22 protein-coding genes are annotated in these 23650 nt (G+C 64.3%); 10 read left to right on the top strand and 12 right to left on the bottom strand.

Annotated elements, in window-relative coordinates; genetic code table 11:
- Positions 1-134: 134 nt before the first annotated feature.
- Positions 135-1910: a GMC family oxidoreductase gene (locus A985_RS0119965; RefSeq protein WP_017235145.1), complete on the bottom strand. Its 1776-nt coding sequence runs from the start codon at positions 1908-1910 to the stop codon at positions 135-137.
- Positions 1911-1913: 3 nt separating this feature from the next.
- Complete coding sequence (locus A985_RS0119970) at positions 1914-2636, bottom strand: gluconate 2-dehydrogenase subunit 3 family protein (RefSeq protein WP_017235146.1); 723 nt, start codon at positions 2634-2636, stop codon at positions 1914-1916.
- A 33-nt stretch (positions 2637-2669) separates the two neighbouring features.
- Between A985_RS0119970 and A985_RS28345 the strand changes: the two genes are divergently transcribed.
- The gene (locus A985_RS28345) at positions 2670-2834 is read left to right on the top strand and encodes a hypothetical protein (protein WP_157211532.1); all 165 of its coding nucleotides are present in this window, start codon (positions 2670-2672) and stop codon (positions 2832-2834) included.
- A gap of 125 nt (positions 2835-2959) precedes the next feature.
- Here A985_RS28345 and A985_RS27945 read toward each other — a convergent pair whose 3' ends face one another.
- Positions 2960-4621, bottom strand: coding sequence for a hypothetical protein (locus tag A985_RS27945; protein ID WP_017235147.1), 1662 nt, complete (start codon positions 4619-4621; stop codon positions 2960-2962).
- 185 nt (positions 4622-4806) lie between these two features.
- Positions 4807-5649 (bottom strand): helix-turn-helix transcriptional regulator, encoded by an 843-nt coding sequence (locus tag A985_RS0119980; RefSeq protein WP_017235148.1) that lies wholly within the window; start codon positions 5647-5649, stop codon positions 4807-4809.
- A gap of 415 nt (positions 5650-6064) precedes the next feature.
- Here A985_RS0119980 and A985_RS0119985 point away from each other — a divergent pair, with 415 nt between their 5' ends.
- The 6 genes from A985_RS0119985 (at position 6065) to A985_RS0120010 (ending at position 12259) form a co-directional block, all read left to right on the top strand.
- Positions 6065-7117: a porin gene (locus A985_RS0119985; protein ID WP_017235149.1), complete on the top strand. Its 1053-nt coding sequence runs from the start codon at positions 6065-6067 to the stop codon at positions 7115-7117.
- Positions 7118-7285: 168 nt separating this feature from the next.
- Positions 7286-7612: a hypothetical protein gene (locus A985_RS0119990; protein WP_232424694.1), complete on the top strand. Its 327-nt coding sequence runs from the start codon at positions 7286-7288 to the stop codon at positions 7610-7612.
- A gap of 260 nt (positions 7613-7872) precedes the next feature.
- Positions 7873-9024 (top strand): MFS transporter, encoded by a 1152-nt coding sequence (locus A985_RS0119995; protein WP_232424696.1) that lies wholly within the window; start codon positions 7873-7875, stop codon positions 9022-9024.
- A 49-nt stretch (positions 9025-9073) separates the two neighbouring features.
- A complete protein-coding gene (locus tag A985_RS0120000) occupies positions 9074-10006 on the top strand; it encodes a dihydroorotate dehydrogenase electron transfer subunit (protein WP_017235152.1) in 933 nt (310 codons plus the stop codon).
- Entirely contained in the window at positions 9999-10949 is a 951-nt protein-coding gene (locus tag A985_RS0120005; protein ID WP_017235153.1) for a dihydroorotate dehydrogenase, read from the top strand. The genes A985_RS0120000 and A985_RS0120005 overlap by 8 nt, the downstream gene beginning before the upstream one ends.
- Before the next feature lie 56 nt (positions 10950-11005).
- Positions 11006-12259, top strand: coding sequence for a hydantoinase/carbamoylase family amidase (locus A985_RS0120010; protein ID WP_017235154.1), 1254 nt, complete (start codon positions 11006-11008; stop codon positions 12257-12259).
- A gap of 117 nt (positions 12260-12376) precedes the next feature.
- Here the strand turns inward: A985_RS0120010 and A985_RS0120015 are convergent, their stop codons facing one another.
- The 7 genes from A985_RS0120015 to A985_RS0120055 all read right to left on the bottom strand — a co-directional run bounded on the left by A985_RS0120015 (position 12377) and on the right by A985_RS0120055 (position 19856).
- Positions 12377-13837 (bottom strand): M20 family metallopeptidase, encoded by a 1461-nt coding sequence (locus tag A985_RS0120015; protein WP_017235155.1) that lies wholly within the window; start codon positions 13835-13837, stop codon positions 12377-12379.
- A gap of 606 nt (positions 13838-14443) precedes the next feature.
- Entirely contained in the window at positions 14444-14611 is a 168-nt protein-coding gene (locus A985_RS28350; RefSeq protein ID WP_017235157.1) for a hypothetical protein, read from the bottom strand.
- Positions 14612-15830: 1219 nt separating this feature from the next.
- Positions 15831-16112, bottom strand: coding sequence for a hypothetical protein (locus A985_RS0120035; protein ID WP_017235159.1), 282 nt, complete (start codon positions 16110-16112; stop codon positions 15831-15833).
- A 106-nt stretch (positions 16113-16218) separates the two neighbouring features.
- Complete coding sequence (locus A985_RS0120040; protein WP_232424695.1) at positions 16219-17151, bottom strand: DNA/RNA non-specific endonuclease; 933 nt, start codon at positions 17149-17151, stop codon at positions 16219-16221.
- A 51-nt stretch (positions 17152-17202) separates the two neighbouring features.
- Entirely contained in the window at positions 17203-17361 is a 159-nt protein-coding gene (locus A985_RS28355) for a hypothetical protein (RefSeq protein WP_017235161.1), read from the bottom strand.
- Between the two features lie 118 nt (positions 17362-17479).
- Positions 17480-18124 carry an FMN-binding negative transcriptional regulator gene (locus tag A985_RS0120050; RefSeq protein ID WP_017235162.1) on the bottom strand — a complete coding sequence of 215 codons (645 nt, stop codon included), beginning with the start codon at positions 18122-18124 and terminating at the stop codon, positions 17480-17482.
- Positions 18125-18233: 109 nt separating this feature from the next.
- Positions 18234-19856, bottom strand: a complete 1623-nt coding sequence (locus A985_RS0120055; protein WP_017235163.1) for a restriction endonuclease — start codon at positions 19854-19856, stop codon at positions 18234-18236.
- 573 nt (positions 19857-20429) lie between these two features.
- On the opposite strand from A985_RS0120055, the gene A985_RS26365 reads away from it, so the two are divergent.
- The 3 genes from A985_RS26365 (at position 20430) to A985_RS26370 (ending at position 22385) form a co-directional block, all read left to right on the top strand.
- Positions 20430-21119 (top strand): phosphatase PAP2 family protein, encoded by a 690-nt coding sequence (locus tag A985_RS26365; protein WP_017235164.1) that lies wholly within the window; start codon positions 20430-20432, stop codon positions 21117-21119.
- A 137-nt stretch (positions 21120-21256) separates the two neighbouring features.
- A complete protein-coding gene (locus A985_RS0120065) occupies positions 21257-21787 on the top strand; it encodes a glycine cleavage system protein R (RefSeq protein ID WP_017235165.1) in 531 nt (176 codons plus the stop codon).
- Positions 21756-22385 carry an SRPBCC family protein gene (locus A985_RS26370; RefSeq protein ID WP_017235166.1) on the top strand — a complete coding sequence of 210 codons (630 nt, stop codon included), beginning with the start codon at positions 21756-21758 and terminating at the stop codon, positions 22383-22385. The genes A985_RS0120065 and A985_RS26370 overlap by 32 nt, the downstream gene beginning before the upstream one ends.
- A gap of 105 nt (positions 22386-22490) precedes the next feature.
- Here A985_RS26370 and A985_RS0120075 read toward each other — a convergent pair whose 3' ends face one another.
- On the bottom strand, positions 22491-23249 hold the full coding sequence (locus tag A985_RS0120075) for an IclR family transcriptional regulator (protein ID WP_017235167.1): 759 nt from the start codon (positions 23247-23249) through the stop codon (positions 22491-22493).
- Positions 23250-23650: the final 401 nt, after the last annotated feature.

Consider the following 23650-nt stretch of genomic DNA (forward strand, 5'->3'; position numbering starts at 1 on the left):
GGGTGCGGCCGGTGCCGAGGCCGGCGCCGCAGCATTCTGCGCCCACACGGCAACGGCCGCGAACGCCAGCGTCCCGGCGGCAAGTGCGATCGCGGAGCGTTTCATCATCGTTTTGCGGATCATGGTTGCGCTCCTCACGCCTGAACCAGCGGGCCGGCGTTCTTGAGGTACTGTTCGCGAATCGCCTTCGCAGACCAGTACGCCAGCGCCGCCACCACGCCCGTGGGGTTGTAACCCATGTTCTGCGGGAACGCCGACGCCCCCATCACGAACACGTTGGACACATCCCAGCTTTGCAGGTACTTGTTGACCACGCTGTTCGACGGGTTCGTGCCCATGATCGCGCCGCCGGTCGTATGCGTGCTCTGGTAGATCCGCGTGTCGTAGTGCGTGCCCTTCTTGCGGATCGCGCGGAACACCTTCTCCGGATTCATCGCGCGGCCGACCGCTTCCATGCGGTCGCCCATATAGCCCAGCATGGCGTACTCGTTGTCATGCCAGTCGAACGTCATGCGCAGCAACGGCACACCGTAGGCGTCCTTGTAGGTCGGATCGAGATCGAGACACGCGTCGCGATACGACATGACCGAGCCGGAAATGCCGATCGTCATGAACCGCTGATACGCGTCCGTCACACCCGCTTTCCACTTGCTGCCCCACGACGGCGTGCCCGGCACGCTCGGCGTCATCTTGATCGGGCGCCCGCCCGTGCGCACGTGACGGATGCTCGCGCCGCCGATAAAGCCCAGCGGCCCGTGGTCGAACTGGTCGCCGTTCAGATCGTCCATCGACACGCCGCCCGCGCCCGTGCCGATGAATGGATTCAACTGCGTGCCCTTGGGCAGCAGCACGTTCACGGCGCCGTTCATCTGGTACGCATAGTTCTTGCCGACAACGCCCTCGCCCGTCTTCGGATCGTAGGGCTTGCCGATGCCGGAGAGCAGCAGCAGGCGCACGTTGTGCATCTGGTACGCGGCCATGATGACGAGATCGGCCGGTTGCTCGACTTCGCGGCCTTGTGCGTCGATGTACGTCACACCCGTGGCCTTCTTGCCGTCGCTGTCGAGATTGACCTTGACGACGTATGAGTGCGGGCGCAACTCAAAATTGGGCTTCTTGAGCAACACCGGCAGAATGGTCGTCTGCGGCGATGCCTTCGAGTACATGTAACAGCCGTAGTTTTCGCAGAAGCCACAGAAGTTGCACGGCCCGAGACGCACACCGTACGGATTCGTATAGGGCTGAGAGGTATTCGCGGCGGGGGCCGGGTACGGATTGAAGCCGACTTCGCGGGCAGCCTTCTCGAAGAGCGTCGCACCATAGGTGGTCTGCAGTGGCGGCGTGGGGAATTCGCTTGACCGCGCCCCCTCGCGCGGGTTGCCGCCGGGCACGATCGTGCCGTTCAGGTTGCCGGCCTTGCCCGACGTCCCGAACACTTTCTCGGCGAAATCGAAGTGCGGCTCCAGTTCCTCGTAGCTCACGCCGAAGTCCTGGATCGTCATGCCGTCGGGAATGAATTTCTTGCCGTAGCGTTCCTCGTAATGGCTGCGCAGCTTCAGCTCTTCGGGCAGGATGCGGTAGTGCATGCCATTCCAGTGGAAGCCCGCGCCGCCCACGCCGTTGCCGAGCAGAAACGAGCCGTTCTGGCGGTAAGGCACAGCGAGATCGTCCGGCGTATGACGAATCGTAACGGTCTCGCGGGCCAGCTCCTGGAAGAGCTTGCCGCGCACCGAGTATTCGAGTTCGTCGATGACTTTGGGGTACTGCGCGTCGGTGGGCGTGTCGCGCATCGCACCGCGCTCGAGCGCCACGACGTTGAGCCCGGCATCGGTGAGTTCCTGGCCGAGAATGGCCCCGGTCCAACCGAAGCCCACGATGACGGCGTCGACCTTGTCTTTCTTGATGGCCATGAATTAGCCCCGCTTTCCGGAAATCGACACGGGCCCATACGGGTACTTGACGTTCGGCTGATCCGCCCAGTCGAGGAAGTCGGCGCGCGCGCCGGGGAAGCCCACCATCTTCCAGCCCACCATGTCCTTGTTGCCGCCGTGGATCGGATCCGAGAAGAAACCTTCCTTCGTATTGGCGAGCAGATAGGAGAAGAACGTGCGCGCCGGCACGCTATCGAACTCGACCTTCGCGTGCTCCAGATCGCCGAGCACGGTCTCCTGCGTGGCGTGATCGAGCTCGGCAAATGCCTTGTTGTACTGCTTTTTGCAGTAAGCGTCGCACGCCGCAATGCCGTGACGATAGATGTCGCGCGGCACGAGACTCAACTGGTAGCCCATCTCGGGAGGCTGATCGGTATGGAATGGCCCCTGCATATACCAGAGCTTGCCGTGCCCGAAGGGCGTTTCCATCTGACGGTCGATGAACTGTGGCACGTCGGCTTGAAGCGCCCCCGGGCCGAGGTCGTCGGCGGGAATCAGGCGGTCGACGGCGGCATTCACAAAACGCCATTCGTCGGCGGTGAAGTACTTGGGCTCATAGGGCGTGGTGGATGCGGCGGGGGCGGCGGGCTTGTCGCTGCTGCAGGCGGACTGACTCAGCGTGGCACCGGTGGCGAGGGTCGTGGCGGGTACGATCGCCAGCACCTGACGCAAAAAGCGCCGGCGCGGTTCCTTGTCCTGTGACATGGGGTTCTCCGTTTTGTGGGGGACGAATCACGCATGACAGTCAAGCAATGGGTCGCCATGCGTGAAGAAAACCTGACAGGCTATTCGCTTCGCGTAGCGTTTTTTAACGCGACCATTCTACTGACAAGCCCCCCGCATGGCAAAACCAGTGTGTTGCGTAAGGCTCGCAAGCCGTTGATTAAAAAGGCTTGCCAATAATTAAAGTATTTACTATTACGCGCGCACGAAGCGTTTTGTCACATAAAATCCTTCGAGCGGCTTTAGCATGAAAAAGGCCGCTCCATGTTCCGGTAGCGGCCTGGCCTGCCTAATGCAGCCGTGGATTACTCAGGGATAGGCGGCAGTGCCGACAACGGCGGCGGCGGTGGTGGCGACAATGGCGGCGGCGGTGGCAGTGGCGACGGCGTCGCGTCGGCTCGAGCGCTGCCGACGGGTCCGTGTCCGCCTGCAGCCTGTTCGCTCGGCGACGGCGCGGACACCATCGATCGAGCAAACATTGCCCGCAAGTGATGCTGCCTGCCCGGCTGCGCGTTGCAGAACGCCTCCGCAAAAATTTCGCGCCGGGAGCGTTGCGACGTCGCGCTGGCCAACGCCGGCGACCGTTCGGCTCGCATGACGCGCGCGTATTCGCTGCCGTCCGGCGCGACAAAGTGGGGCACGTCCGATGGGGTGCCTGACCTCACGAGGCTGGCGTAACCGTGCGCGTCCATCTCCGGTGCCTCGGAATCGTCGGAGTCCTCAGAATCGTCGAGCACAGGCTCGGCGGCGGGCTCGGCCAACGAGGGGCGAACGAGATCGGAAAACCGGGTGGCATCGATTGGATTGGCCGTAGTCCGACGCGACCGCTCACGACTCGGACTGCGTGGATCCGCGCCTGAGTCGAGTTCGTCGCCGAGCAGGCTGTCGTCGTGCGCAGGCGTTGGCGTGTCCGCCGGCGCGCGGTGCGTGTCGGACGGTGACAGGCCATCGTACACAGCGCGGATGGCGGCCTTCCAAGTGTCGATGTCCAGCGCCCTGACGGCGAGCCAGGAACGCGCGGCGTCGCGTCCGCTGGATCTGGCGTCATTGAGCACGGTCGTGTACTCGTGCGCGCCAAACCCCCGGCTGCGAATCATCTTGAGCGTGACAGGCTGATCGGCCGGATAGCCAAGGAGGAGTGCCAGTCGGGCCGAATCATTGGCCGCCCGCGTCTTGTTCCTGGCGAACCAGGAGGTCGACGCAGCAGGTTTGAGGACCCAGTTGCCATCGCGCACCGCCAGGCGCAGCGGTACGTCGGCACCGCCGTTGGTCAGCTCGCGCTCCGCCTCGCGCGCCATGTCGTTCAGCGCGATCAGGGCGTTCAGTTCCGAACGCAGCAGATCGTCCTTCCTGCCATGCGAATTCATGGTCAATCGCGCCATCGCATCTCTGAGCGCAGCAAGGTCATCGCGATTTCTTAGCGCAATTTTCCTGGCGCTCCCGTCCGGCAACGACGGAATGGTCGCAGTCAGCTTGCCGACCTCATCGCTCAGACGCGCAATCTCGCCAAGTTGCGCGCGCACCGAGCCAGTGGCAAACGTTCGAACGAAACGGGTCGGCTCGGCGGGAATCCCGTGACGGACCCGCTGCATGGACGACGCACGGGCACGCTCGAAAGTCACGTCGGCGGCGACGGCGTCGGTAAACTGGGTGCGCCAGCGCCCAAGTCCCTCGCCGACGAATTTGGGCATCAGCGGGTCGGCGCGCAGGCGCTTGGCGTGAAGCACCTCGCGATCGCGCTCCCCGCACCATGTCCCCAGCGGAATGCCGCTGTTGGCTTGCGTGCTTCGCGGCCGCACGGGATAGGACTGCCAAGGCTTGCCGGTCGATCCAAGCGCCGACGTTGCAATCGATCCCAGTCTCTGAAAGTCCGAGCCGAAGCTGTTCCCATCATCAGGCGGCTTCGACCGGGTAATGGAAATGAGTTGCACCGGCGAGCCGCGCGATGCAGCGGAAATGGTTCCCATGATCGTCTCCAAGGTAAACAGACCGAATGGTCTTCAACCGCAAGGAGACTAGAGCGGTTTGCCGGGAAGCGATGTCGATTGTGTGGGAAGACTTCGTATTGTGGCACCGGCTCATCGTTTTCCCGCACGCAATGCGCGTGCACAACGAGGCCGTTCGAGGCGCCGGCCGCCCCTCGCCAGCGCCCTCAGAACCGCGCCAGCAGTTCCCCGATCAGCACCGCACCTTCCCTGCCCTTGGCCGAATCGGCCCAGAGTCGGTCGATCATGGCGCGGTACATGCCGACGCCGTCGGGTGACGTCGTGATGGTGGCAATGCCGGTACGCAGGTTCGGTAGCTCGCCGAGACGGAACGGCGAGACCGCGACATAGGCTTCGCCCTGCGCCTCGAAGATCTGGAACGACTCATTGGGCATGTTGTCGCTCACGACGCCGATCTGCACGCCCGTCGTGTCGGCCTCGAGAAACTCGACAATTCGCGCGACCTCGCGACGTGCCGCCATCTTGCGCTCGAGCTGCACGCCCGGTGGCAGCCCCAGCCGCCCCACGAGACCGTGATGCAGGAACTGCTCGATCTGACGCAGCCCGATGAGGCTGGTCACGGCCAGTTGGTGACGCGAGAAACTCGACTTGCGCTCCTGCAAAATGCCCAGCACGCGATCGATCGTGTTCGCCCAGTGGCGGTCGGCGAGCGCGGGCGGAATGCTCTCCTCGAGCATGCGACGCAGCCACACGTCGTAGTCGTGCGATGTGAGCAGAAACGAAATTGGGTCGAAGTGCGCCACGACGCGCTCTGAGCGGCGTTCCAACTGACGCATCCGCTCGAAGTAGCTCACTGCCGAGTCGTGATATTCGACTTCCACCCCCAGCAGATTCGCCAGCGACACACCCAGCAGTGCCGCGAGCCGCTCGAGGGTGTCGATCTTGACGATCTCGCCGCGCTCGAGCTTATAGATGGCCGCGCGCGAGATATCGAGTTGCTCGGCCACATCCTCGCTACGTAACTCCGCCGCCAGCCGATAGGCGCGCAAACGTTCGCCAATGGCTCGGAAATTGAAACGCGCGCCTCTCGGCGCCCGGGATGTCGTCGCAGCTCGATTCAAATCGCCCCCTCTCGGATGCCAATGCCCGGTCCGGCCAAACGCGCCGCGCCCGCATTGCAGTGCCGGGATTATACCGGTCACCTGCACGTCTCGATGCCGCGCCTTTGCCGCCGAGACAGTGCCGTTCCCCCTCCCCGGCACTGTCGCAAACACCCCACATCGACTTGTCGAATATTTTTCTATTGTCTATTTTTTTAGACATCGGCACGATTCCGATCACGGGGACCCCATGGCACGGGCCTGCTCCGCAACGCGGGCAAACCCAATGCTTCGTGGAGGATGCCCCATATGCTCGCAGCGATAGCCTGCGTTTCGTCCATAAATTTAGACAGACAAAGAGGGAATGATGAAAACCTGGCACAAGGTGGCTGGCGCCGCCGCACTGGGCGCCGCGACGCTCGCAACCACGGCTCACGCGCAATCGAGCGTGAGCTTCTACGGCCTGGCAGACGCCTACGTCGGCTCGGTGAAGAACCCCGGCGGCAACGCGGCCGTCGTGCAGCAAGGCGGCGGCATGACGACGTCGTATTGGGGGCTGGCCGGCACCGAAGACCTGGGCGGCGGTAACCGCGCGCTGTTTGTGCTGGAAAGCTACTTCCAGCCGAACAACGGAACGTACGGCCGCTTTGCCGGCGACAGCTTCTTCTCGCGTAACGCATACGTCGGTCTGTCCAGCGCCATTGGCACCTTGCGCCTGGGTCGCATCACCACCCCGCTTTATCTCGCCACGATCCGGTTCAACCCGTTCAACAATTCGTATACCTTCTCGCCGATGATCTTCCACACCTACAAGGGTCTGGGAACGCAAGGCGTGGTGGGCGACTCGGGTTGGAACAACGCCGTCGCGTATACGTCGCCGACATACGCTGGGATGGCGGGCACGCTGCTATACGCGACGGGCAACAGCCCGACCGACCATAGCGCGAAGAAGTGGGCCGCTGCGATCACCTACGCCAACGGCCCGTTCGCCGCGGCCGTGAACTATCAGTACGTGAACTTCAGCACGACGCCGGGAGACTTTGGCACGCAATTGCCGGGCGTCACCGGGCTGACCAACCAGAACACGGCACAGCTCGGCCTCTCGTACGACTTCGCCGTGGTGAAGGTCTTCGCTCAGTACATGCTCATCGCAAGTCAGGCCGCGAGCGGCAACTTCCATGCCAATACCGGACAGTTGGGTGCCTCGGTGCCGCTCGGCCGCGGAAGCGTGCTCGCCTCGGTCGCCTACACCGGCTCGAACGGTTCGGGCGACAATCAGCGTCGCACCACTTGGGCGCTCGGCTATGATTATCCGCTATCCAAACGTACGGATATCTACGCCGCGTACAAGTACGACCACATGAGCGATCTGTCGACCGGCCAGACCTACGGCGCCGGCCTGCGCATGAAGTTCTGAGCGAAGGCTGGTCACATCGCCGGCCTTCCCGAGGCAGGCAACGGCGGACGATTGCCGCCCGTGACGAACGCCATCGCACGGCCTCGATATCAGGGTTTGACCCAATTATTTTCGCCTTGCCTGCCTCACCGGGTTCGTTTAGTCTAAATATTTAGACAAATGGAGAGCATGATGGATCTGCAACTTGCATGCGTCTGGTTACAACGCGAGACGGTCGGTTTGTCCGACATCGAAGACTTTGCCGCGCGTTGTCTCAATGCGTCGAGGACAGCCACGCGCGAGTCCGCTGCGTTGTTGTTGCTGGCGCAGGCCGCGCAAACGTTCGCGGAACGCCAGTCGGGCATTGCCGCGAGCGGCGAGACCTTTCAGGCATTTCTCGCACGCAGCAAGGCCTATGCCACGATGTTGCGCGATGCGGCAGCCACCTCCGATGCCAGCTTCCTTGCCTCGCTGAACGGCTTCGCCGCGCAATTGACGACCGAGGTCTATGCGTGACGTTGCGTAACGACGAGCGAGTCTTGACGTGCATCCCAGGCGGGATTTTTTCACTTTATTGTCTAAAAATTTAGACAGATTGGCAAAATTGGACGAAACCGACGTAGCGGCTTCCGCCGCGTCGCTTCGCCGCCTCACAGGAACCGATCATGGAAGTCAACCTGAACACACCGAGTGCGCAACGCGCGGGCGCCACGTCCGACGATCTCGTCACCCCTTACGCATGGAAAGCGCTCGCGGGCTCTGCCATTGGGTATGCAATGGACGGTTTCGATCTGCTGATTCTCGGCTTCATGCTACCGGCGATTACGGCGGGGCTGCAGCTCTCCCGCGGACAGGCCGGTGCTCTCGTGACATGGACGCTGATCGGCGCCGTCGCCGGCGGCATTCTGTTCGGCGCGCTCTCGGATCGCTATGGCCGTGTGCGCATGCTCACGTGGACGATCCTGCTGTTCGCCGTCTTCACCGGGCTGTGCGCGTTTGCGCAGGGCTTCTGGGACCTGCTCGCGTATCGCACGATTGCGGGCATCGGGCTGGGCGGCGAATTCGGCATCGGCATGGCGCTGGCCGCCGAAGCCTGGCCTGCGGCCAAACGCGCACGCGTCTCGTCGTACGTCGCACTCGGCTGGCAGACGGGCGTACTTGCCGCAGCGCTGCTCACGCCGCTGCTGCTCCAGCACATCGGCTGGCGCGGCATGTTCCTCGTGGGGGTGCTGCCTGCGCTCATGGCATGGGTACTGCGTAACAAGCTGCATGAACCCGAAGTCTTCGTACGACGCACCGGCAAGACCGCGCAGCCCGGTCAGAGCAGCAGCGCCTTCCGTCTGCTCGTCAAGGACGCCAGCACCACTCGCGTGAGTCTGGGCATCGTGATTCTCTGCTCGGTTCAAAACTTCGGCTACTACGGGATCATGATCTGGCTGCCGACGTTCCTCTCGCAAAAGCTCGGTTTCTCGCTCACGAAGTCCGGCCTCTGGACTGCGGCCACCGTGATCGGCATGATGATCGGCGTCTGGGTTTTCGGGCAACTGGCCGACCGTATCGGACGCCGTCCCACGTTCCTGCTGTATCAGGCGGGTGCCGTGGTCATGGTGATCGTCTATGCCCAGTTGACCGACCCGACGGTGATGCTCTTCGCCGGCGTGCTGATGGGCATGTTCGTGAACGGCATGGTCGGCGGCTACGGCACGCTCATGTCCGAGGCGTACCCCACTGCGGCACGCGCCACCGCGCAGAACGTGCTGTGGAACATCGGGCGCGCCATCGGCGGGCTGGGGCCTATCGTCGTTGGTGCGCTCGCCGCCCGCTACTCGTTCCAGATTGCCATCGCGCTGCTCGCGAGCCTGTATGTGCTCGACATGATCGCGACGCGCTTCCTGATCCCGGAACTCAAGGGCGTCGAACTCGAATAACGAGATGCGCGACGTGCACAACGCCAGCCCCCACTCTCCGGAGCCCCCCATGTCAGTCTCCACTCTGACGCGTACCGACCTCACCCGCGCATTGGGTGGGCTGCATTCGGACACACACGACCCTCGCGATGCGTCTTGCCGCGCGCTCACGGTCGCGACGCATCGCTGCCGCGTGCTCACGCATCACGCAGTCAATGCGCGTTACCGCTATCTGCGTTTGCAGGCCGATGCGCCCATCGCGCTCACGACACAGCCTGGCCAGTTCTACCAACTGAAGTGTCCGGTCACGGACAGCGACGCCCCCTTCTTGCTGCGCCCGATGAGCGTCTACGGCACCGGCCCCGAGCCGGACATCATCGAGTTTCTCTACAACGTCACGGGCGTCGGCACGCGCGCACTTGCCACCCTGCCGGAAGGCGCAACGCTCGATATCGTCGGCCCGCTCGGAAATACCTTCACGCTCGATACGCAGTCCGGGCAGTGGCAGCGCGTCATGCTGGTCGCGCGCGGCGTCGGTCTGGCGACGATGGCCCCGCTCGTGCAACGGGCGGCGGCGGCCGGGCTGAAGTTGACGGTCGTCATGTCGGCCCGCACCGACGCCGATTTGATGCGCGACGAATTCCTGCGCTCGCCCCAAGCACGCGCATTGGCCGACGTGCATTGCGTGTTCGACACCGACGGCTCGTCGGCCGTCGAAGCACTGGAGCCGCGCATACGTACCCTGCTCGACACCACACCGCACGACGCCGTCTACACCTGCGGCTCGCATCGTCTGCTGATGCTGCTCCAGCGTGTGCTGGGCACTCATCCGCACATCACGGCCGAGGTCGCGATGGAACAACGCATGGCGTGCGGCATGGGTGTATGCCTGTCGTGCGTGCGCATGTTCGATCGCGATGGCGACAAGCAATTCCTGCGCGTGTGCCGCGAAGGCCCGGTGTTTCCGATTCGCGACGTCGTCGGGGAGGTGAATTTTGGCTGATCTTTCCGTACGCATCGGGTCGCTTGCGCTGCGCAATCCCGTCATGCCGGCCTCTGGCTGCTTCGCGCTCGAATATGCCGAAGCGCTGGATCTGACCCGGCTCGGTGCGCTCGTCATCAAGAGCGTCTCACCCGCAAGCCGTGCGGGTAACCCGACGCCGCGCGTGGCCGAGACCGCCAGCGGCATGCTCAACTCCATCGGCATTCCGAGCAAGGGGCTCGACGCCTACCGGCGCGACGTGCTGCCCGCCTATACGCGTTTCGATACGCCTGTGGTTGTGTCGGTGTCGGCCGACACGGCGGAGTCTTTCGGGCAAGCCTGCGAGACGTTGTCGCTGCCGGAAGTCGCGGCCATCGAGGCGAACATCTCCTGCCCGAACCTCGAGGCGGACGGCATGGCCTTCGCCATGCTGCCCGAGAGCACCTACAAGGCTGTGAGCGCCATTCGCCGACGCACCTCGCATCCGGTGTGGGTCAAGCTCACGCCCAACGCCGGCCAGGTCGCGTTGATCGCCAAAGCGGCGGAAGACGCTGGCGCCGACGCCATCGTCATGGGCAACACCGTGCTGGGCATGGCCATCGACGTGCGCACGCGCAAGCCCAAGCTCGGCAACGTGATGGGCGGACTCTCCGGCCCGGCGATCAAACCGCTCGCCGTTCGGCTCGTGCATCAGTGCCATCGGGCGGTACACATTCCGATCATCGGCTGCGGTGGCATCGAAACGGCAGACGACGCGGTCGAATTCATGCTCGCGGGCGCATCGGCCGTGCAAGTCGGCACAGCGTCGTTCCGCGATCCAGCCGTCATGGGACACATCGTCGATGGACTGGCGGCGTATTGCGATGCGCAGGCCGTCGAGCGCATTGCAACACTCACCGGCGCCGTCGCGCTCGACGCCCAACTGACCGACCGTTGGCTGCGATTCGCACAGCAATCCGGCTGAGCCGTCGCACGTTTTACGCAACCCTCGCGATGCTTTACGCGAAAAGAAGCACACTCATGGAACTGAACGCGCTGGCCCCGCTGGCCGAGCAACTCTTCACCGACCTGCGTCGCCTTGGCGACGATGGCGTCGGCATTACCCGTGACAGCTACGGCGAGGGCGAGAATGCCGCGGCCGCGTACTTGACGCAATGGGCCGGGCATCAGGGACTGGCCGTCTCGCGCGACCGCGCCGCCAATCTGGTCTTTACGCTGCCCGACGACACCGGCGACGCCCCCGCCACATGGATCGGATCGCATCTCGATTCGGTGCCGCAAGGCGGCAACTACGACGGTCTTGCCGGTATCGTGGGCGGTCTGTTGTGCCTCGTCGAACAACAACGCAGCCAGCGTCGCGCATCCACGCCGGTGCGCGTACTCGCCTTGCGCGGAGAGGAAAGCGCGTGGTTCGGTCGCGCGTACATGGGGTCGAGCGCGCTGTTCGGCAAACTGAACGATGCCGATCTGGCCATGCCCCACCGCACGCATGGCCGCACGCTCGCGGCATGTATGGCCGAGGCTGGTGCCGATATCGACGCGATTCGTGACGGCGCCACGCTATTCGACGCCTCACGCGCCAAGGCGTGGCTGGAACTGCACATTGAACAGGGCCCGGTGATGATCGCGCGCGACCTGCCAGTGGCCATCGTGCCCGGCATTCGCGGCAACGTGCGGCACAACCGCGTGTCATGCGTGGGTGAAGCCGGCCACTCGGGCGCCGTGCCGCGCTGGCTGCGTCACGACGCCATGTTCGCGGTGGCCGATCTCATCACGCGTCTCGACGAGCACTGGAGCGCCCTGCTCGCGCGCGGCATCGATCTGGTGGTGACGACCGGTATCGTCGGCACCGATCCCGCCGAGCATGCCATCTCGCGCATTCCAGGCAAGGTGGACTTCAGTCTGGAAGTGCGCAGCCAGAGCGCTGATACGCTCGACGTGTTCTACGAGTTGATGCGTACCGAGTGCCGCGCCATCGAACGCGATCGTGGCGTGCAATTCGTGTTCGACCGGCGACTCGCGTCGCCCCCGGCGATCATGGATGCGCAGGTGTCGTCGTGGCTGGTCGACGCTTGCCGCACGCTTGATCTTGCGCAGGAACGGGTGCCGAGCGGCGCCGGCCACGACGCCGCCATCTTCGCCAACGCCGGCATTCCGAGCGGCATGGTGTTCGTGCGCAACGCCAACGGCTCACACAATCCACACGAGAGTATGGATCTCGACGACTTCATGCGTGGGGTACAGGTACTGGACACCGTCACGCATCGACTCTGAGCGTGCGCTTGCGTCAACGCAAAAAAACGGGCCGCTGACATGCGGCCCGTTTTGTCATGCATCGTCACTTCACTATCAAGGCGCGTCACCTTGACGGCCTTAAGAATCTTAACGGCCTTACGGCGCCAGGGCGATCACCTCGGCGACCGCAGCCGTCAGTTTCTTCGCATAGGGTACGTGCAGGAACTCGTTCGGGCCATGCGCGTTCGACTTGGGACCGAGTACACCGCACACCATGAACTGCGCCGTCGGGAAACCGGCTTGGAGCGTATTCATCAGCGGAATCGTACCGCCTTGGCCGATGTACGCCACATCTTCGCCATAGTGCCGTTGCGATGCGGTATTGAGCGCCGACGTGAGCCAGGGCGCCACATCGGGCGCGTTCCAGCCGGAGGCTGCGCCGGCATCGGACTTGAACGTCACCTTCGCGTTGTAAGGCGGATCGAGTTCCAGCAGCGACTTGAGTTCGGCCACGGCCTGCGCGGCGTCGACAAGCGGCGGCAGACGCAGCGACAGCTTGAACGCCGTGCGCGGACGTAGCACGTTGCCCGCATCCGACAGCGCCGGCAGGCCTGCCGCCCCGGTGACCGACAGCGACGGACGCCACGTCGAATTGAGCAGCGCCTCCTTCGGATCGGTCGTGGTCGGCAATACCGACAGGCCGTCCTGACCGCACGCCCACGGCATCTTCTTCCAGACGTCGTCGCCAAGAATGCGCGCCGTCGCTTCCGCCTCTTTCAGGCGCTGCAACGGAATCGGCGTGTGAAAGCCTTGCGGCAGCACGTTGCCGCTGCCCGCGTCTTCCAGACGTTCGAACAACTGGCGCATGATGCGAAAACTCGACGGCGCAATGCCGCCGTAGCCGCCCGAGTGGATACCCTCGTCAAGCACCTGCACTTCAAGGCTGCCCGAGATCAGGCCGCGCAGCGACGTCGTGAGCCACAACTGATCGTAGTTGCCTGCCCCCGAATCGAGGCAGACGACCAGACCGACACGCCCCAATCGTTCACGCAGCGCATCGACATACGGCAGCAGGTCGTAGCTGCCCGACTCTTCGCACGTCTCGATGAGACCGACGCAGCGCGGGCGTTCCACGCCCTGGGCATCGAGGGCGGCCAGCGCCGTCACGCTGGAATAGATGGCGTAACCGTCGTCTGCACCGCCACGGCCATAGAGCCTGCCGTCTTCAAACTTGGGCGTCCACGGGCCCAGGTCGTGACGCCATCCGTCAAACTCCGGTTGCTTGTCGAGGTGGCCGTAAAGCACGATGGTTTCGTCGCTGCCCGAGCACGTGGCGGGGGCCTCGAAGAAGATAACCGGCGTGCGTCCGTCAAGACGAATCACTTCGAGCTTCAGTCCTTTCACCGGCTGGCGTTCGGCCCATTGCGCGGCGTCGCGCACGACGCGATCGATGTATCCATTGCGTGCCCAGTCGGCGTCGAAGCCCGGGCTCTTGGCCGGCACGGCGATGTAGTCGGTCAGCGCGTGCAGGATGTCTTCGTTCCATTTACGATCGACGAATTCGCGCAAGGCAGCGGTGTCGAGCGACGGCTGAGTCGGGGTGACGATGTCGTTCATGGGGGGCGTCCTTAGGGAGGGCTTGTTCGATGTGGCGGACCGGGCCGAGCGGATCAAGCGTGGCTCTGGGATCCTGCCAGGGCACGCGTCGGGTACGCCGACGGGCCGTATGACGACATCATAGCCATTCCCGGCGGCAGTGGCGACTGGCCGTCAGGACAGCGCGCGTCCACCCTGGGCACCGCGCCAGCATGCTCACGATACTTGCGCCATGCGAAGGGGAAGACGGGCCGGCGGGCGCTCAGTTGCCGGTGCCTGGCGGGCCGAAACGAAACACGATCTCTCCGGCGGCCCCTGCCGCCTTCAAACACGAGGTCGATTGCGCTCCCTTGCCGGGGATGTCCAGCGAATGCTCGGCATCCGCAGCGCTGCACCGCCAAAAGAACGAGACCGGACGGTCGCACCCGTTCGATGCCTCGTATCGGTATTGCGTGACGTCGGCAGGCAGCGCACGTAGCGCCCCGCAGGGGTTCCCGGCAGCATCGAGCGGTTCGGACGGCGCCGGCGTCGCGGATGACGTTTGGGCGTGAACCGACGCGCTCGCGGCGAGCGCGAGCCCCACCACCGTTGCCGTCATCCTCAAGCGGTGCGCTGCCGCGACGACCATCAGAGCCAGCGCCAGGCAATGGCGACGGCGCCGATGGCAATGCCAACGGAGATGACGACGCCAAACCATGCCAGTTGCGCACGCCGCGCCCGACGACGGCTCGATTCCGAAGTGTCGTAAAAACGACCCAATCCGCCCGAGTACAACTTTTCCCAGCGAATTTCCATGGCGCACCTCACAAATCAATCAAACCGGCCCGCGTGATAATCTTTTTTCTTCTTTATCGAAAATTCTGAGACGCAAGACAATTCGGATAAATCCGGGCAAATCCGGAACCCAGGACTACCCAAAATTCCGACACAGCGCCGTCGGTTCAAGATCGCACTATTCTTTCGATAACGCAATAGCGTGAACCCGCAGAATGCTGCGCCGGCGCCACGAGAGACCACGTCATCGACGATGGATATCAACGTGCTTAACGCGTTTTATCGCAGGCGGCTTCAAATCTTTAAGGGAAATGGCAGCGATTTGCCGCAATTCGGACGTGCCAGCCTTTCCGAAACGCCGTGCTCATGTAACAAAACGTTTCAAAACATCGCGGGTGTGCCGTTGCATCGGGTGATTGAAGCGGCGCGGCGAACGTGCCGAAACCTCCGTAGCATAAGCTCGGGAGGTGGCATAGGCTTGGAAGTCGTGGAAAAGCGTTAGCCGAAGCAACGCGGCGCGGCCGTCCGCCGGAGGCGGTGCCGCGCACGAAAAGGAAGATGGGTGACTTTAGCGTCCCAGGAAGGCCGCACCGACCGACAAGAGCACGAATCCGCCGACGCTACAGGCGATCGCGATTGTCAAAAGGCGTTGAAAGAGCTGCTCGCGCTCGCTCGCGCTGCGATGGGAACGGGGTGCATCGTGATGAATCGTTCCCCAACCACTCGAATACACTTTTTTCCAACGGATGTGCATAAGTTACCTCGCGTTGTTTAGTGTTCTTAGCCCTGCCCGCCATCGATTCACACTGTCGGAATCGACGAGACGCAGGGCTAGTATGCGCTTCGCCGAGCCGCCGTAAACCCCCCATCCGTGCTGCGTCGCCGCAAGCCAACGGCTTGATTTCGATGGATTCCGAGACGAGAGCAAGTGAGGTTGAAGACCGCTCCTCCGACGCAACTCGAGATTTATGAGATGACGTGTCAATGCGACACAATGTCGCAGGTGCGACAAGTTGTCGCGCAACCCGCATGGATCTTGGAATTATGGATTTCAACCGGTGCGACGGGGCCAGTCATGTCGCAGGTGTGACAGCGGTGGCCGGCCGGACGACCCGGGTGTTCGAAGCAGCGTAGGCGTGTCCGGTGCGCGGTATCGTGCAGCGCAACATCGATTATTCGAATAAGCGACAAAGCTGGGGTAAATCCGGGGGAAGGAAATGCGCCCCCCTCCCCGCCAGGGTCACGATTCGAACGGATTTTTCACCTGTCGCGCCGTCGTGCCGCCCGGCGCGCCCGCCTGGGCCGGCAGATCGGCGCGGGAGAGCGTCGCGACCACGGCGTCGAGCACCGCCTTGAGCGTCTGCGCCTGACGCAGCCCTTCGGCATCACGGCGAATCTCAAGATTGCCGAAGAGCGCGACGTGGTCCGTATGGTTTTCGACGTTCAGCTCACCCAGCGTGAGCGCGTCGGCATCATTGGCGAACGGGACGAACGCGTCATTGGCAGAAGACGACGTGGACATTCGGGACTCCTGAATCGAGGGATAGTCAGTCAGTTGAGATCGGCCGACGGGGTGGCCATCCTCAGTGGCGGTGCAAGGACAACGCCCGTGGCGATCGGCGTCGTGCTTAGCGAATGATCGTACGCAAGAAATCGAGCACCGTCTGCACCTCCCGATACGACGGCACGCTCGGATCACGCTTGCGCTTGCCGCCCGCCGCCTTGGGCGCGGGCAGGCGCATAGCCGTGCGCTTGACGTCCGACGGCATGCCCGGGAAGAAGTCGATGCCGGCGAGCGTCTCGAGTTCCGCCACGCTCACCACCGAATAATCGCTCGTGGCCTCGTTCGCCACCAGGTAGGCACCGGCCTGTTTGCGCTTCGGGTCGTAGACGACCTTGTAGAGCTGCGTGGGCACCATCACCCGATCGCCGACCTGCGTGATCGACTTGCCCTTGAACAGCGGGCCCGTAATGACGAACAACTCGCCCCGATCCTGCGCAAGCTTACGCACGCTCGACTCGATGCCCGCCCACAAATATCGATTGTTCTCACTGTTCTGCGGCACCATGTTCGACAGCGAAAAGCTTTCCGACTGCGCTTGCGCATCCGGCATGTCGGCCGAGGGCGCCATGTGCCCCCGGTCGTATCCCGAACGCACGTAATCGCGAAGCTCGGCCCGCTCATCGGCGGGAAGGCGAGATTCGGCATGGAAATTGTTGACGCGCGAGATCTGGCGCGCGTCACGCAAGCCCGCTGCGCTCAGGTGCTCGGCCGACCAGAGCGGGGTACGTGTCACCCCCGAATGCATGACACCGAACGCGCTGAAGCACACTTCGCGCACGTCGCGCTTCATGGCGGACAGGGTAATGTCGGGCGCGGTAGCGGCCCAGTAATGATCCCCGCAGGCCGAAGCGGCGGCGATTGCATGGCCCGACAAAGTCATGACGGACGTCACGACCCCGACTCGGGTAAGGGGGGCCAGAGAGGCGGCCAACTGCCCGGCCATCGCGCGCAAGCGGCTCGCGCGCACCGTGGTGACCGTCCATCGAGACTGCTTCATCGCACTGCTTACGGTAAGACGTGAGGGGGTGCGATTGTAGCGGATGAACCGCTATTCGGGGACGACACTGCTCACACCGTAAGCGGCGCATTGCAGGGTCTGGGCGGGACCGAGGTTGTCGCACTCGTCGGCGTGCGCACTCGGCAGCCACGCCTGCGCCAGGAACAGCACGCAGAGCACCAGCGCGAGCACGAGGAGCAGCGTCTTCATTGCGGCATCCGAGTTGGGATGCCGCATTGTATGCGGGGACGCCCCCACACAACCGGTCCGGCGCGCCCGAGAATTGTTTCGTATCGTTACCGCGCCGCGGGCTGGACGGTCGCCGCCATCACCCCCCGGACACCTCGCCTCGCAGCCCAACGAGCGCGGCCAACGGCTCGCTCAATGCGCCTTCGGCGCGCAGGCCGTCCACCACGCCAACACGATCGGGCATCGCGCGATTCTGCGACATCTTGAATTTGCCTTCGATGCGGCGAATCGGAATTTCCACGCCGACGATAGCGCGCAGCATGCCGTCGATGTAAGCGGCCGGCGCCTCTTCCACCGCCCACGGCGCGGCACGCCGCTGCTCCTGCGACTGCGTGAGATCGCCGACGAGACGGCGCAACCACGAGGTATCGTCGATCACACGAGGTTGGCCCCACACATGCACCGCGGCGTAGTTCCAGGTCGGCACGACTTTGCCGTGCTCCGCCTTGGCGGCATACCACGAGGGGGTGATGTACCCTTGCGGGCCGGTAAATGCCACGAGGCAATCGTCGACACCGCGCAGCGCCGCAGCATGCGGATTGGCCCGCGCCAGATGCCCACGCAAGAGGCCGAACTCGCCTTCCTCCGGATACATTAGAAACGGAATCGAATCGGCGATCAGCCCCTGCGAACCGGCGCTGACGAGCAGGCCAAGCGGATGGGTGCGAATGAGGTCGTGCAGGATTTCAGGGCGATCCTCGGCAAAGGCGACGGGCTGGTACATCGACGACTCCGGACAAAAGCAGCGGGAAGGGAATGACGCCGAGCCTACGCCCTTCCATGGCCCTTGGCAAAGACCCAAAACCGATCATTTTCTTGGTGCCACAATACGGTCAGAGCGGCGCGGCGGCGGGGGCGAGTGCCTCGGGCACCCCGACGCTGGCATCGACGCCCGCGTTCTCCTTGAGCAGGAAGACCAGATGATGTCCGGCGAGCAGCTCGATGCGACGATCGCGTGCGAACTCTTCCACCCCATCGTCGAACGCCCCCGTGGTAATCAACATGCCACGGGCGGCGCCAATCTTCTGCATCTCGGCGAGCATGGTGCGCGCGGCGGCGATCTCCAGACGTGCGCCGTGGTGCATGTCGCGATAGACGTGCACGACAACGTCGCCCCCGAAAATCGGATGCGGATCCCACGCACGGCAGGTCAGCATGCCCGCCTGCTCGCCGGGCAGCAGCGGCGGCCCTTCGAAACCGTGCGAGCGCAGCAGGTGGAACATCACCTGCGTGAAGTCCTTGTCGGTGAGTGTCATCAGATTGAAGCGGCGGTCGACGGCGACGTCGGCGTCCGTGACGACCTTCGTCATGTCAACGCCGGCCACCGGCGCGACCGCCTCCAGCGCCTCGGGGCACGCTGATACGCGCGCCCCCAGCGCCGCCAAATGTTCCGCCGGATCGCCCTCGGCCAAGGTGAGCGCCGCGAAGTCGGCGCGCGCCACATGGACGCTCGCCAGACACACGCGGGTATCGCCATCGCTGGCGTACGCATTGAAGACGATGGCGTTCACCTGACGCAGCGGATCCGCCGAGAACAGCTCGTGCAGCGAGCGGAGCACGAGCTGGCGCAACGCGTTGGCATACACCTTCGCGCGGACCGCATCGCTTGCCGGCACGCCCTCCACGCGCCCCTGCGCGGCATGGTAGTGATAGTCGAACGCGACGGGCACAGCGGCGTCGAGCGTCGGCACGTCATAGCCGATGGCGAGCAGCTTGTGATTCTCGACGTAGTGCGCCGCGAGCGTCTGCGTGAACGCTTCGGGATACGGACTGCGGCTGAGCACGATGCGCGCATAGCCCGTGATGGCCGCCGCTTCGCCGCGCAACAGTGCCCCTTCGAAATCGGCCACGGCCGCGTTGTGACGTGCACTCTCGGCCCGTGCAGCTTCCGTGGCCTTTTGCTGCGCGATCTGGAGAATCATCGAACCCTGCGCTCGGCGAACCTTCGATGCCTCGTGCTCGCGTTCCGCATGCACGAACTCGCCACGCGCCTTGGCGACGGCTTGCTCGTAACGCCCCGACGCGCCCGGCATGGCCAGCGCGAGCCGGCCCGGCTTCTCGGGCGCGAAGGCTTCCCACTCGGGCTTGGGCAAAATCTTCGGGAGATGCCGGGTATCGAGCACCGGCGGCGTGGTGCTTGCGCGCAGGTCGGCCGGCGCAATGCGCAGATCGCGCGCGAGACCGTCGGCGAGCAATCGCTCCAGCCGCGCGACCTCCAGTTTGGCCTGAGCGCCCTGCGCGGCCGCTTCGGCTTGTCGCCACGCCACTTGCGTGCGCTCACGCGCAGCGGCGTCGGCGACCGGCGCCGCTTCCATGGCGCGCAATGCCTGATCCACGGCGCGGACTTCCGCCAGCGAGCGCGCCAGCGTTTGCGCATGCTGCTGCTCGCGCACGTGCGCGGCGCGCCAAAACTCACGCGCCAGACGATCAATGATGCTCTCGAATCCCCGGTTCACTACTGCCCCCGCAAGCGATATTGGTTTTGTTTTGTCAAGCCCACTACAACATCCACGACGATCGGAACGACGCCACTCGGTCCGCGCCACGCCGGAAGCGGAAATGCTCACGCAGCGTCGTCGTCGCCGTGGTGAACGCCGCCCCGTGCGCGTTTCGGCAGGTGCCACAGGAACGATGGGCAAAGGGGCCGGAAAACGCGGCCGCTTCATAGGCGTCCGCGCCGCACAGACAACGGCCTTTCATCACGCCCTCCCCCTGAAAACCGCCCGCTGTGCCTTGTGACATCAGGCTGGCACACGACTTTTACGTAGGGGACGATTGTAGGACGATGGCCGCTCGCCAAGCAAAGAATCTTTCGTTTCCTTGCCGGGCGAGCATCTCATGCGCGCAACACGGGTGCCCTGATCGTCATCAAATCGCAATGACGGCACAGACCGGCACATACGCCCCCCGTCCGGGGAAAACGTTGCCCCATTGTCATCAATGACGGTTACCATGGCGCGGTTTCGCCGACGGTCGATTCCGCCGGGGTCCACTCGGATCCGGTTCCATTTTTCTACCGACATCGCGTCATGAACGAGCTAGCGCCCGCCTCCGCCGCCCCTGCCGTCGCCTCGCTTTGCCTGCGTACCGCTTGGCTGAGCGCGTTCGCGTGCTTGTTGCTGGCACTGTTCGCCATCCCGTGGATCGACCGTCCGGTGGTGGACTTCGCGCACGTGCATACTCAAGGTACGCGGTGGATTCAGCACATAGCGGAGTTGCCCTCGCCGCTGTTTGTGCTGGCCTGGCCGACGTTTGGGATCGTTGGCGCCGCGCTCGTCTGGCGACACCGCCTCCCGGCGTGGGCGACGACGCTGTGGCTTGCGGCGGGTGCCGTAGGCGTTGGCAGCGTGCTCAAGCAAGGCCTGAAGTTCGCTTTCGGGCGGACGTGGCCGGCCACGTGGGTTCATGACAATCTGTCTTATCTGCGCGACGGCGTGTTCCAATTCCGGTGGTTCGGCGGCGATGGTGCCGCGTATGCGTCGTTCCCCTCGGGGCATCTCACCGTCATGCTGGCGTTCGCCACCGTGCTCGCGCTGCGACACCCTGCGCTGCGCTGGCCGTGCGCCGTTGCCGTTGTGCTGACGGCCTTCGGCCAGCTCGCCGCCGCTTATCACTGGACGAGCGATGCGCTCGCAGGGGCCGCGCTCGGCATCGCAGTGGGCACGATGTTTGTCGAGGCTTGGCAACGCTGGACCACTCGGCACGGGGTTGCGGTGTAGATGGATTGGCGGGCATGCCGTAGCGGCGCACCGCACGATTGCACTACACTTGAACCTGCTGCGCGCATCGCTCCCCATTGGAGAACGAGCGCGCTGTCTGCGCCGCCTCTTGCCCCTCAGTTTCGACGGAGCCTGTGATGACGACGTCCCTGATTCTCAATGTGATTGGCCCGGATCGTCCGGGTCTGGTCAACGCGATCGCCGATCGCGCGAGCGCCGCCGGCGCCAACTGGCTGGAGAGCCGTCTGGCCAATCTGGCCGGCCAGTTCGCCGGCATCATCCACCTGCAAGTCCCCGACGAACACGCCGACGCGCTCACGCAAGCCCTGCAGGCGATGGAAACCCAGGGCCTGCGCATCGCCGTCACGCGCGCCCAGAGCGCCGCCGCCGACCCGGCCGCACGCGCGCTTCAGCTCGATCTCGTCGGGCAGGATCATCCGGGGATCGTCAGGGAAATCTCACACGTGCTCTTCTCGCGCGGCATCAGCATCGATGAACTCGCCACGGAATGCGTCGAAGGATCGATGTCGGGCGGCACGCTGTTTCGCGCGACTGCCCGCCTGCACGTTCCCGCGAGCGTCAGCACGGAATCGCTGCGCGAGACGCTCGAAAGTCTGGCCGACGACCTGATGGTCGATGTCGAACTCGATTCGCCTTCCGGTGCGTGAGCGCGCACCGATGAAGCGGGTCTTCCTGTTCTTCCTCGGGGCGGCCGTCGTCGTCGCCCTGCTCTCGCTGCTGCCCCTGCCGTTCGAGCGCCAGACCCACATCGTGAGCACGGTCACGGTGCAGGCGCCGCCGCAGGCCGTCTACGACTACGTGACCACGCCGGCCAATTGGCCGAAATGGCATCCGGCGTCGCTCGCCGTGCAGGGCGCGACCGATCACTCGCTCGTCGTGGGGGAAAAAGTCGCCGAAGAGTTTCGCCTCGCGGGACGTCACGGCATCATTCACTGGAAGGTCGTCGAGGCGAAGCCGCCGCTCGAATGGCGCCTCGAGGGCGAGATGAACCGACGTCCGTCGGGAGAAGTCCGCTACACGCTCACGCCCGACGGCACGGGTACGCGCTTCGAGCGCGACGTCGTCTATCGCACGCCGAATCTTCTGTTATTGATGCTCGATCCGATCTTCATCGGCCCGCGCATGCGCGCGGAGTCGGCGCAGGGCGCGAAGCAACTCGAACAAATCTTCGCGACCGCGACGGCCGACACCCCCGCGCCGGCGTCGATGTCGTCGGTCGCCACAAGTTCCGCGCAGGCCCACTAGCGGTAGGTGTCGTGATGGCTCGGGGTGGCGTCGTGGTGTCGTAGCGTGCCAGTGGCGTGGTGGCGCGGCGCCGAGGCGTCTCGGTGTCGCCTCGCAGCGCCCAGCCTACTCGTTGAACGTGGCCGCCATCGCCTCGGCCGCCGCCTGAAGTTCCGGCAGAAACGTCATGAGCGCGTCAAGCGTGCGGCGCTGCGCGCTCGCCTGCACCGCGATGGCCGCGCACGCGCGATTGCGGTCGAGCATCACGGGCACGGCCACGGCGATCATGCCCGGCACATGCTCTTCGTTGTTGGTGCCGACCCGGCGCTTGCGCGTCTCGCTCAACTCCTCGCGCAAGTCCTCGAGATCGGTGATGGTGTTCTCCGCACGCGGTCGCAGCGGCAGATGCGCGATCAACTTCTCGCGGCGCGCGCGAGGCAGGAACGCCAGCAGCAGCTTGCCGCTCGCCGTGCAATGCAACGGCACACGCGAGCCCGGCGCGAGCTTGAGCTGACGCGACCAATCCGTCTCGACTCGGTCGAGGTAGACCAGGTCGTCGCCCGAGAGCATCGACAGATTGCACGTCTCACCCAGCTTGTCGACCAGTTGCTGAAGAATCGCATGGCGCGCAGCCGCAGGGCCGACGTGCATCAACGCATTGACGGCCATCGCGCGCACCCGCGACGACGGCTCGTAATGCCGACTGCCGGCTTCGCGCGACACGAGAAACGCCGCTTCGAGCTGCTTGAGAATGCGATGCACCGTCTGCTTGGGCAGACCGATGGCGGCGACAATTTCCGCCAAGGTCATTGGCGTGCCTGACGCACTGAGAATTTCGAGAATGCGAAATGCGCGGACGGCCGCGGCGTTCGACTGATTGCTCATGTCGGTACTGGGGTCTCGGGGTCGAGTTGTGTTCTGAATCGTTATCGCTCGCGGCGGTCTCCCTGCTGCTCAACGTCGACACGCCACCGCCCCAGCCCGCTCCCAAGCTGCCACGCCGCCATGCCGTCGCACCGCGACGTCCCGTTTTCCGCATTCTAGTGCCAATCGGCCTTCGTTGACGATTGGAGACAAACCCGGAGATATGCCAAATACCGGATATCGACTGCCGACTGCCGACCGCCCACCGACGGCAGGCGACGACCCAGCCTGCCGCCGGTCGTCCACCGTCGCCCCGCTCGCTACCGGCATGCCAGGGTCGCGACCGCGGCGGCGACCCCCGACGGTGCCGCTCAGGCCTTGCCCGACAACACGCGCAACCGATGAATCAGGCTCGAGGTGTC

Origin of the sequence: Pandoraea sp. B-6 (assembly GCF_000282835.1) — a bacterium.
GTDB classification, from domain to species: Bacteria; Pseudomonadota; Gammaproteobacteria; order Burkholderiales; family Burkholderiaceae; genus Pandoraea; species Pandoraea cepalis.

Excerpts from the sequence above, each read along its gene's own strand:
- A985_RS0119965 (WP_017235145.1), bottom strand. The coding sequence starts at position 1,910 with ATGGCCATCAAGAAAGACAAGGTCGACGCCGTCATCGTGGGCTTCGGT.
- A985_RS0119970 (WP_017235146.1), bottom strand. The coding sequence starts at position 2,636 with ATGTCACAGGACAAGGAACCGCGCCGGCGCTTTTTGCGTCAGGTGCTG.
- A985_RS28345 (WP_157211532.1), top strand. The coding sequence starts at position 2,670 with ATGACAGTCAAGCAATGGGTCGCCATGCGTGAAGAAAACCTGACAGGC.
- A985_RS27945 (WP_017235147.1), bottom strand. The coding sequence starts at position 4,621 with ATGGGAACCATTTCCGCTGCATCGCGCGGCTCGCCGGTGCAACTCATT.
- A985_RS0119985 (WP_017235149.1), top strand. The coding sequence starts at position 6,065 with ATGATGAAAACCTGGCACAAGGTGGCTGGCGCCGCCGCACTGGGCGCC.
- A985_RS0119990 (WP_232424694.1), top strand. The coding sequence starts at position 7,286 with ATGATGGATCTGCAACTTGCATGCGTCTGGTTACAACGCGAGACGGTC.
- A985_RS0119995 (WP_232424696.1), top strand. The coding sequence starts at position 7,873 with ATGGACGGTTTCGATCTGCTGATTCTCGGCTTCATGCTACCGGCGATT.
- A985_RS0120000 (WP_017235152.1), top strand. The coding sequence starts at position 9,074 with ATGTCAGTCTCCACTCTGACGCGTACCGACCTCACCCGCGCATTGGGT.
- A985_RS0120010 (WP_017235154.1), top strand. The coding sequence starts at position 11,006 with ATGGAACTGAACGCGCTGGCCCCGCTGGCCGAGCAACTCTTCACCGAC.
- A985_RS0120015 (WP_017235155.1), bottom strand. The coding sequence starts at position 13,837 with ATGAACGACATCGTCACCCCGACTCAGCCGTCGCTCGACACCGCTGCC.
- A985_RS28350 (WP_017235157.1), bottom strand. The coding sequence starts at position 14,611 with ATGGAAATTCGCTGGGAAAAGTTGTACTCGGGCGGATTGGGTCGTTTT.
- A985_RS0120035 (WP_017235159.1), bottom strand. The coding sequence starts at position 16,112 with ATGTCCACGTCGTCTTCTGCCAATGACGCGTTCGTCCCGTTCGCCAAT.
- A985_RS0120040 (WP_232424695.1), bottom strand. The coding sequence starts at position 17,151 with ATGAAGCAGTCTCGATGGACGGTCACCACGGTGCGCGCGAGCCGCTTG.
- A985_RS28355 (WP_017235161.1), bottom strand. The coding sequence starts at position 17,361 with ATGAAGACGCTGCTCCTCGTGCTCGCGCTGGTGCTCTGCGTGCTGTTC.
- A985_RS0120050 (WP_017235162.1), bottom strand. The coding sequence starts at position 18,124 with ATGTACCAGCCCGTCGCCTTTGCCGAGGATCGCCCTGAAATCCTGCAC.
- A985_RS26365 (WP_017235164.1), top strand. The coding sequence starts at position 20,430 with ATGAACGAGCTAGCGCCCGCCTCCGCCGCCCCTGCCGTCGCCTCGCTT.
- A985_RS0120065 (WP_017235165.1), top strand. The coding sequence starts at position 21,257 with ATGACGACGTCCCTGATTCTCAATGTGATTGGCCCGGATCGTCCGGGT.
- A985_RS26370 (WP_017235166.1), top strand. The coding sequence starts at position 21,756 with ATGTCGAACTCGATTCGCCTTCCGGTGCGTGAGCGCGCACCGATGAAG.
- A985_RS0120075 (WP_017235167.1), bottom strand. The coding sequence starts at position 23,249 with ATGAGCAATCAGTCGAACGCCGCGGCCGTCCGCGCATTTCGCATTCTC.